This is a genomic window from Pseudomonas sp. KCJK9000, assembly GCF_046230725.1.
In the GTDB taxonomy this organism is placed as follows: Bacteria; Pseudomonadota; Gammaproteobacteria; order Pseudomonadales; family Pseudomonadaceae; genus Aquipseudomonas; species Aquipseudomonas promysalinigenes.
This window is the reverse complement of sequence record NZ_JBJJLN010000094.1, coordinates 1-9,438: the sequence shown is the minus strand read 5'-3', so window position 1 is coordinate 9,438 and position 9,438 is coordinate 1. Positions and strand designations below refer to the sequence as shown.

Here is a 9,438-nt window from a genome sequence, read left to right as displayed (position 1 = left end):
ACCGTACGCAACGCCAGCGGCACGGTACTGCAGACTGCCACCGTGCAGCCCAATGGCAGCTTCACCGTTACCCTGAGCCCCGCGCAGGATAACGGCCAGATCCTCTCTGTGACACTGACCGACCCGCGTAACAACGTATCCGGCGCAGCAATCGTCACAGCGCCTGACCTGGATGCGAACCTGCCACTGGTCGCCAGCGACAACCTGGCCACGGCGAATGTGACGCTCTCGCCCGTAACCACCTCGCAAACCTTCAACGACAGCTTCACAACGCTGCTGTCAGGGTTCAGCAAGACCTTCACCTGGACGGTGGGCGCCGGTACCACTGCCGACCCCACCTTGCTGCTGTCAACCAACAGCGTGCTGGCCCTGCTGAACAACGCCAACTTCACCTTGCAGGTCAAGGACGCCAGCGGTGCATGGGTGACAATCGCTACCGGCAATACTCAGGGCCTGCTGGACCTGATCGTGCTGCCGATAGGGCTGCAGGTAGACATCGGCGTGCTAAAAGCCGGTGACTATCGCCTGACCGTAGCCAGCGGCGGCATAGGCTTGGTCACCAACGTCGCCACCACGCTGGAAGTCGATATCACCAGCCTCACCCAGTTCACCGGCAGCGGCACTGCAACCTCGGGCAACGTCATCACCGATCCGGGTACTACCGGCGTCATCGACTCGCTGGGGCCAGACAACGCCGCCGTACTGCAGGTGCTCAAAAACGGCAGCTTCGTTGCCGCCGCCAGTGGCGCAGGCACCACGGTTCAAGGCCTGTACGGCAGCCTGGTGATTCATGCCGACGGTAGCTACACCTACACCCCCAACGGCACCCCCGCCAGCGTGGGCAAGGTCGATGTATTCAGCTACCAGCTCGTGCATCCGAACGGCCAGAGCGCTGCGGCCAGCCTCTATGTGCGCATCGACAGCCCACAGGCCACTGAGGTCTGGAGCGACACCAACCTTGGCGCGCCAGCCACCGTGGTGGACGCCGTCAACGACATCGACAGCACCAACATCACCCTGGCCAACCGGGTCGACACCAGCAGCACAACCCTGGGCACGCTCAGCCTGCCGGTAATCGGCGCACGCCAGGCCACCTACACCACCACCGTAGCCGCCGACACCAGCGCCGACCTGCAAGTGGTGATCAACTCGGCCAACCTGCTGACCTTGCTGGGCAATACCACCATCGCGCTGTACAAACTCAACACCAGCACTGGCCAGTATGCTCTGGTGCAATCGGTACCTGGCAGTTCGCTGCTGACCCTGTTGGGTGGTGGCGCCGGTTATACCTTTAGTGGGCAAACGGCCGGCAGCTACCAGGTACGCGTGAACTCCGGCGGTATCGGTTTGCTCAGTTCGATTACCACCAGCCTCAATGCCACCACCACGCACCTCACCGAGTTCGTGGTCAGCAACTACACCGCGGTGAGCGGTAACCTGATCACCGACGCGGCGGGGGCAGACACGCTTGGGTCGAGCCTCACCGTGCTAAGCATTCTGACCGCAGCCAACACCTTCACCGTACCTGGCTACAACGGTGTGAGCGTGGTGGGCACCTACGGCACGCTGCTGGTACAAGCCGATGGCAGCTATACCTACACCCTCAAAAGCGGGCTGACCTCAGCGGTGATCGGCCAGCATGACACCTTCACCTACGAGCTGACCCACCCCAACGGCGCCACCGACACGGCCACCCTGACCGTCAACCTGGACAATGCTGCCGGCCTGACCACCTTCTCGGCACTGGCGGCCGATACCAGCGATGACAATGCGGTGGTCGCAAGCCTCGCGGCGGCCTCTGGTGAAGTGATCGCCGGCACCGACGGCGATGACCACCTGGTGGGCAGCCAGGGTGGCCACATCACCCTGGAAGGCGGCGCCGGCAACGATACCCTCGAAGTGGTCGACCAGAACTTCGCCAGCGTCGACGGCGGCACCGGTACCGACACCCTGTTGTGGGGCGGTGGCGATGCCAGCATCGACCTGGCAAACCTGGCCGATCGTATCCACAACATCGAGGTCATCGACCTCAACGACACCAGCGCGGTGGCGCTGACCCTGAACCTGGCGGACGTGGTAGCCATCACCGAAGCCAGCAACGACACGCTGATCATCAAGGGGGACGGGCAAGACTCAGTGCACATGACGGACAACTGGACCTTGGTTGCAAACCAGACCGTCGATGGCATCGACTATAACCAATACACGGCCCAGGAAGATCCGAGCCATCACCTCTGGGTGCAGAACAGCATCCATGTCGTCTGAGGCCGCTGCAAACCGCCGGGCACATGCCCGGCGACAAGGACGAACAGCAGTAAGGGAATTTCGTGAAGCGAAGCAGTCCGCTGTCACCGCTGTGGCTAGGAGCCCTCGGGCTCCTGGCGTTGAATCTGAACCCGGTTGCCCAGGCAGCCGATGACATAGACCCCAGACTGCGTACCATCGGGCCGTCGCTGATGCGTGACGCGCCCGATGCCGTGCAGGCTCGCCCACCGACTGGGCAGGCCAGCGCCCAAGGTGACCGCCTGGGGCTGGCTGAAGCGGTACTCACCGCCGCCCAGTGGCACCCCAGCATCGCCCAGGCCATAGGCAACCTTTACAAGCAAGGCGAAGGCATCAACGTGGCCCGCGCAGGCTACTACCCGCAAATTTCTGGGGGCCTGCGCACCGGCTATGACACCGGCTACGGCGGCGACCGCAGCAGCCAGGCGGTGAACCTGTCGTTGAAGCAAATGCTGTACGACTTCGGCAAGGTCGACCATGCCGTCAGCGCCGCCCAGGCTGCGGCCAATCGCGCCCAGGCCAACATCCTGCTGGTGATCGACGACCTTGCCCGCGATACCGCCTACGCCTGGATCGAAACCCGCCGTTACGAGCAACTGATGCAGATCGCCCGCGATCAGATTCGCGGCGTGGGAGACATCGCCGGCATGGCCCGGCAACGCAGCGACATGGGCGCCAGCACGCGTTCCGATGTGGTCCAGGCCGAATCCAGGGTGGAGGGCGCCCGCGCTACCCTCGAAGAGTACCAAGCCCAATACCAACGCTGGCGCTCTACCCTGGCCGAACTGCTTGGGCGGGTGGCGCCGCCAGCCTTGGCCGAAGCGCCGCCACCTGAACTGAACCAGGCGTGCAAGCGCAGCAATGGCAGTAGCGACCGGTTGCCCGCCGTGCTGATGGCCCTGGCCCTGCGTGCCCAATCCCAGGCCGAACTGGCCCAAGCCAAGGCCGAGGCCTACCCCACGCTGTCGCTGCAGCCGCAGGTCAATCACTACCTGGATAACGACTACAACCGCGACAACCGAAGCCTGGACCGCACTCAGGCAGGCATCTACCTGAATGTCGAAGTGCCCATCTATCAAGGTGGCGCCGTCAGCGCGCGCAGCCGCGCCGCCGGGCATGCCCTGAGCGCCGCCGACTCGGCCGAGGACGCCGCACGCCTGCAAGCCCGCCGAGGCCTTGCCGAAGCCATGGCACAGACTACAGGCCTGGGCCGGCGGCTCGACGCACTGCAATCACGCCAGTCCAGCATTCAGGAAGCCCGCCAACTGTATGGCCGGCAGTACCTGGACTTGGGCACCAGGCCCCTGCTCGACCTGCTCAATGCCGAGCAGGAGATCTACCAGTCCCGCTTCGAACTCGCCGGCACCCGCTCCGACCTGCTGCGCCTGGATGTCGACTGCCTGTACAACACCGGCGCCCTGCGTTCGGCCTTTGGGCTGGAAGGGCGCAACCTGCAAGGGGTGGAAATCGAGCCATGAACGATCCTGTGAAATTGACCCAATCCGGTCAGCAGCAGCCTGTGGAGCAGATGCAGGAACAGCGCCCCGATCTGAGCCCCTGGCTGGAAGTGATGCTGCAGGTCGCGCACCATTACCGTCTCGACGTCTCGCCCCAGCGCATCCGCCTGGCTGCGGTCGAAGATGCACGCCCGCTGGATGAAATTCTGCGGCACATGGCACGCCAGGCCGGCCTGACCTTGCGCTTCGTGCGTTACGACGCCAAGGCCCTGCGCCAGTGGCGCACGCCATTGGTGCTGGAACTGGACGATGGTCAACTGGCCACGGTAGAGGCCGTGACCGAAGACAACGAGCTGGCAGTGGTGTTTGCCGGCGACCAGCGCCTGACCTCGCGCTTGCCCCGTGACGCCCTGGAGGGGCGTATCAACCGCGTAGCGCTGATGCGCCCGGCACGGCCCCTGCGTGATGTGCGCACCGACGACTACACCGCCCCGTACGACCATCACTGGTTCGCCCGTATCGTGCTGCGCGACCTGCGCCCTTATAGCCAGGTGATGGTCGCCTCGCTGGTGGCCAACGTGATGGCGCTGGCCGGCGTGCTGTTTTCGATGCAGGTGTACGACCGGGTGATTCCCGCCGAGTCGCTGCCCACCTTGTACGTACTGTTCGGCGGCGTGGTGCTGGCGTTGGTGTTCGACTTCAGCATGCGCCTGCTGCGCCTGAAGGTGACCGACCTGTTGGGCAAACGCGCTGACCTGCGGGTATCGGACTTGGTCTACGGGCATGCGCTGCGCCTGCGCAACTCGGCCCGGCCGAAATCCACCGGCTCGTTCATCTCTCAGTTGCGCGAGCTGGAGTCGATCCGCGACTTGATCACCTCCAGCACGGCAACCGCGTTGGCAGACTTGCCGTTCTTCCTGCTGTTTCTGTTCGTGTTCTGGCTGATTGGCGGGGTACTGGTGTTCATCCCGCTGGTGGCACTGCTGGCCATGGTCATCCCCGGCCTGCTGGCACAGAAGCGGCTGGCGGCCCTGGCCAATGCGTCGATGCGCGAATCCTCGCTACGCAATGCCATGCTGGTGGAAAGCGTGCAGGGCCTGGACGAGATCAAAGCCTTGCAGGCCGAAGCCCGTTTCGAGCGGCAGTGGAACCAATACAACGCTGCCTGCGCGCACACCAATTTGCGCCTGCGCACATTGACCAACGGCTTGGTCACCTGGACCCAAAACGTCCAAGGTGCAGTGTTTGCGATAGTGATCGTGATCGGCGCGCCGATGGTGATCGCAGGGGACCTCACTACCGGTAGCCTGGTGGCCGCCTCGATGCTGTCCTCACGGATGATGGCCCCACTTGCCCAGCTGACCCATGTACTGACCCGCTGGCAACAGGCCAAAGTCGCGCTGGAGGGCCTGGACAAGCTGATGCAGGCACCGGTCGATCACCCCGAGGGCGAAGCCCGCGTCCATTTGCCGGCGATCCGCGGCGAATATCTGCTGCGCCAGGCGCACTTTCGCTACAGCCCAGAGGCACCACCCGTGCTGAGCATCGGCCAGCTGGCCATTCAACCCGGCGAGCGCATTGCAGTGCTGGGGCGCAACGGTGCCGGCAAATCGACCTTGCTGCAGGCCCTGGGCGGCGCCATGGACCTGGCCCAGGGCGAAGTCAGCCTCGATGGCATCGCCATGGACCACCTAGACCCCGCCGACCTGCGCCGCGACGTGGGCCTGCTTGCTCAGTATTCCCGGCTGTTTCACGGCACCCTGCGAGAAAACCTCACCCTCGGCGCCGGCCAGGCCAGCGACCAGGAGCTGGTCGCAGCGCTGGCCGCGACCGGGGCACTGGAGTTCGTAAGGCGCCTGCCCAAGGGGCTCGACCATCTGATCCTCGAAGGCGGCCTGGGGCTTTCCGGCGGCCAACGCCAAGCCCTGGTGCTGTCGCGCCTGCTGGTGCGCCAACCGCAGGTTCTGCTGCTCGACGAGCCCACCGCCTCGCTGGACGACACCACCGAACGCAAGTTGCTGGATAACCTCGACCGCTTCTGCCAGGGCCGTACCTTGGTAATCGCAACCCACCGCCTGAGCGTGTTGCAGCGGGTCGAACGCATCATCGTGCTGGACGGTGGGCGTATCGTCATCGACGACAAACGCGAAGCCGCCCTGGCCAAACTGCAAGGAGTGCAGGCATGAGCCAACATGAACTTCCCGCGTCCTACCTCGATGGCCAGGACGAGCAGGCGGTACTGCGTGCTGGCCGCCTCATCACAATTTGCGCGGTGATGCTCGGCGCATTCCTGGCCTGGGCGGCCTGGTTCGAGGTAACCGAAGTGTCCACCGGCACCGGCAAGGTGATTCCCAGCTCACGGGAGCAGGTAATTCAGTCGTTCGAGGGCGGCATCGTCGCCGAAATGAACGTCGCCGAAGGCGACCTGGTCGAGCGTGGCCAGGTGCTGGCCCAGCTCGACCCGACCAAAACCGCCTCCAGCGTTGGCGAAAGCGAGGCCAAGTACCGCGCAGCACTTGCCAGCGTGGCACGCCTGCGCGCTGAGGTCACCGGCAAACCACTGCGCTTTCCTGCAAGCCTGAAAGACTCGCCCGAACTGATCGACGCCGAAACTGCGCTGTACGAAACCCGTCGAAAAGGCCTGGAGCAGACCCTGGCAGGCATCGAGGATTCGCTGAGACTGGTGCGCGCCGAACTGAAAATCACCGAGAACCTGGCCAAGATGGGTGCCTCCAGCCGGGTTGAGGTGATCCGCCTGAACCGTCAGCGCTCGGAGCTTGAACTCAAGGCCAACGAAGCGCGCTCCGACTACCTGGTGCGCTCGCGTGAAGAGCTGGCCAAGGCCAGTGCCGAAGCCGACAGCCTGGCGGAGGTGATTCGCGGGCGCAGCGACTCGCTGACCCGCCTGACCCTGCGCTCGCCGGTACGCGGCATCGTCAAGGACATCGAGGTCAACACCCTGGGCGGTGTCGTGCAGCCCGGCGGGCAGGTGATGAAAATTGTGCCGATGGACGAGCGGCTGCTGATCGAAACACGCATCGCCCCAAGAGACATTGCCTTCATCCACCCCGACCAGGCAGCCAAGGTCAAGATCACTGCCTACGACTACTCGGTGTATGGCGGCCTGGACGGTAAGGTAGTGGGCATTTCCCCAGACACCCTGCAGGATGAAGTGAAGCCCGAGATCTACTACTACCGAGTGTTCATCCGCACCGAACAGGACAGCCTGACCAACAAGGCCGGCAAGCATTTTGCGATCGTGCCGGGGATGATCGCCACGGTGGATATTCGCACGGGCCAGAAGACCATACTCGATTACCTGGTCAAGCCGCTGAACCGCGCCCGGGAAGCGCTGCGCGAGCGTTAATTGCTGCTTAACGCTGTCGACATTAAAGAGCCGTTGAATGAAGCCGATAAACCGGCATCCCTAGTTCTTTCACGAAGGTCACCATGGCCACGCAAAATGCCCGTGCAGATGCGCTGTCGCTACTGCTGTTCACCCTGCGCAGCGGCAAGCTGATGGCAATCAACCTGCTCAAGGTCAGCGAGATCATCCCTTGCCCGCCACTGACCAAGCTGCCCGAGTCACACCCCCATGTGAAGGGCGTAGCGACACTGCGGGGCAATTCGCTGTCGGTCATCGACCTGTCCCGGGCCATTGGCGAACGGCCGCTGGAAGATCCGGCCGGCGGCTGCCTGATCGTCACCGAAATCAGCCGTTCGCGCCAAGGCTTGCACGTGCAGGCGGTTAGCCGCATCGTCCACTGCCTGAGCACCGACATCAAACCGCCGCCGTACGGCTCGGGCAACCGGTCGTTCATCACCGGGGTGACGCGGGTCGACAACACCCTGGTACAGGTGCTGGATATCGAGAAGGTCATCCACGGCATCGCCCCGCCAGAGCCCCAGGCCCATCCTGATCAGCTGAGCGAAGAAGACGCAAGCCTGCTGGCAGCCGCCAACATTCTGGTAGTCGACGACAGCCAGGTGGCGCTGCAGCAGTCAGTGCATACCCTGCGCCACCTCGGCATCGAATGTCACACCGCACGCAGTGCCAAGGATGCGATCAACGTATTGCTGGAATTGCAGGGCACTGCGCAGGAAATCAACATCATCGTTTCAGACATCGAAATGTCCGAGATGGACGGCTACGCCTTTACCCGCACCCTGCGCGAGACACCGGATTTCCAGCACCTGTACGTTCTGCTACACACCTCACTGGACAGCGCCATGAGCAGTGAAAAGGCCAAGCTGGCCGGGGCCAATGCGATTCTCACCAAGTTTTCTTCGCCTGATTTGACCGACTGCCTGGTGACGGCGGCGCGTGCTGTTGTGTTTGCCGAACGTTGATCGGCGTGGTGTCATATCCAGCGACAAACTCCCCGGCTGGCTGCTGGGGATGATTCGGGCATAATTCGCGCCCTCGGATAACTTCCCGGAATTGCGTATGAAGTTTCTCAAATCGCTTTTGATCGCCTGGGCACTGTTCAGCGGTGTCGCCCAGGCCTCCAGCAGCCAAGCCTGGAACGAGCAGCGCCAGCAAATGCTCAAGGCGTGCCTGAACGCCAGTCAGTTCAAAGATGCCCATGCCCGGGGCAAGCCGGCGGAGTTCGATGACCGAACCGGTTTCAGCGCCCTGCTGATCGAGGGGGTTCATCCACAGAAGCACATGCGCCAACGCAGCGGCACCGAGCTGTGTTTGTACGACCGTAAGCAGCAGCAGGCCTACGTCAGCGAATGGAACCCCGACGCCAAGTGAGCGGCAGCCTACGTTTTGCCTGTACCGGTTGTGGTAAGTGCTGTACCGGCCACCATGTGCCGCTGACGTTGGATGAAACGCGCCGATGGGCGGCAGCGGGTGGCCAGGTGATCGTTTTGATCGAGGCCTTTGTGACCGATGGGCCTGGCATGCCGGTAGAGCAGCGCGAGCATGTGCTGCGCCGCTCCCATGCGGTGCGCTGTGGTGGTGGCGAAGCACGGGTTTCGGTGACCTTCGCGGCTTTCAATCCCGGGCGCTGTCGCTATTTGTCCGAGGGCGATCTTTGCACCATCTATGAAAGCCGGCCGTTGGTCTGCCGTATTTATCCGGTCGAAATCAACCCGCATATCCCGCTGCGACCGCAGAACAAGGATTGCCCTCCCGAGGCGTGGCAACAGGGGCCTGAACTGATCCATGGCGCGCTGCCGGTCGACCGTGCGCTGTTGGCGCTGGTGGAGGCTTCGCGGCAAGCCGATCGCGAGGATATCGCCGCCAAGGTAGCCGTCTGCGAATGCCTAGGGATGACCACCAGCGCACTCAAAGGCAACGGTTTTACCGCTTGGTTGCCGGAGATGAAGGCTTTTGCAGCTGCGTTGGAGCAAGTGCCGGATTTGGCTGGTGCCAGTTGGGCACTGCATGTAGAGCAGCCTGAATTGATGAGTGAGTTGCAGGTGTTGGGGCTGGAGACCACGGCCCAAGCGCCAGCCTACTATGCCTTCATTGGGTTCTAGGTAAGCCCGTCGGGCGTCTTCGTGGGTGGGCCGCAAAGCGGCCCCACCCCCCCCCGTTTCATGTGCGGTGATCGAGGCCGATTTCCATGTCATTGATCAGCGCCTTGGCCATGGCGCTGAGAATCCGCGCTGCACTGCCTGCGATCAAATTGCCCTCCATCTCGGCCTCTTCGCTCAAGGGTTCAATTTGAGCCTTTTAGCGCCTGTG

7 protein-coding genes are annotated in these 9,438 nt (G+C 63.2%); all 7 read left to right on the top strand.

Features of this window, described 5'->3' with window-relative positions; genetic code table 11:
- On the top strand, window positions 1–2,265 hold a 2,265-nt coding region (locus tag ACK59H_RS22205; protein WP_409264925.1), incomplete at its 5' end, for a BapA/Bap/LapF family large adhesin.
- 62 nt (window positions 2,266–2,327) lie between these two features.
- Window positions 2,328–3,761, top strand: coding sequence for a TolC family outer membrane protein (locus ACK59H_RS22200; protein WP_409264924.1), 1,434 nt, complete (start codon window positions 2,328–2,330; stop codon window positions 3,759–3,761).
- Window positions 3,758–5,926, top strand: coding sequence for a type I secretion system permease/ATPase (locus ACK59H_RS22195; protein ID WP_409264923.1), 2,169 nt, complete (start codon window positions 3,758–3,760; stop codon window positions 5,924–5,926). The genes ACK59H_RS22200 and ACK59H_RS22195 overlap by 4 nt, the downstream gene beginning before the upstream one ends.
- Window positions 5,923–7,107 (top strand): HlyD family type I secretion periplasmic adaptor subunit, encoded by a 1,185-nt coding sequence (locus ACK59H_RS22190; protein ID WP_060480297.1) that lies wholly within the window; start codon window positions 5,923–5,925, stop codon window positions 7,105–7,107. Before ACK59H_RS22195 ends, ACK59H_RS22190 begins: the two co-directional genes overlap by 4 nt.
- An 83-nt stretch (window positions 7,108–7,190) precedes the next feature.
- Complete coding sequence (locus tag ACK59H_RS22185; protein ID WP_060480296.1) at window positions 7,191–8,090, top strand: chemotaxis protein; 900 nt, start codon at window positions 7,191–7,193, stop codon at window positions 8,088–8,090.
- Window positions 8,091–8,187: 97 nt separating this feature from the next.
- Window positions 8,188–8,499: a hypothetical protein gene (locus ACK59H_RS22180; protein WP_060480295.1), complete on the top strand. Its 312-nt coding sequence runs from the start codon at window positions 8,188–8,190 to the stop codon at window positions 8,497–8,499.
- Window positions 8,496–9,230 carry a YkgJ family cysteine cluster protein gene (locus tag ACK59H_RS22175; protein ID WP_060480294.1) on the top strand — a complete coding sequence of 245 codons (735 nt, stop codon included), beginning with the start codon at window positions 8,496–8,498 and terminating at the stop codon, window positions 9,228–9,230. The genes ACK59H_RS22180 and ACK59H_RS22175 overlap by 4 nt, the downstream gene beginning before the upstream one ends.
- Window positions 9,231–9,438 lie beyond the last annotated feature (208 nt).

What these genes read in the sequence shown, in the direction of transcription:
- ACK59H_RS22195 (WP_409264923.1), top strand. Translation starts at nt 3,758, where the DNA reads ATGAACGATCCTGTGAAATTGACCCAATCCGGTCAGCAGCAGCCTGTG.
- ACK59H_RS22190 (WP_060480297.1), top strand. Translation starts at nt 5,923, where the DNA reads ATGAGCCAACATGAACTTCCCGCGTCCTACCTCGATGGCCAGGACGAG.
- ACK59H_RS22185 (WP_060480296.1), top strand. Translation starts at nt 7,191, where the DNA reads ATGGCCACGCAAAATGCCCGTGCAGATGCGCTGTCGCTACTGCTGTTC.
- ACK59H_RS22180 (WP_060480295.1), top strand. Translation starts at nt 8,188, where the DNA reads ATGAAGTTTCTCAAATCGCTTTTGATCGCCTGGGCACTGTTCAGCGGT.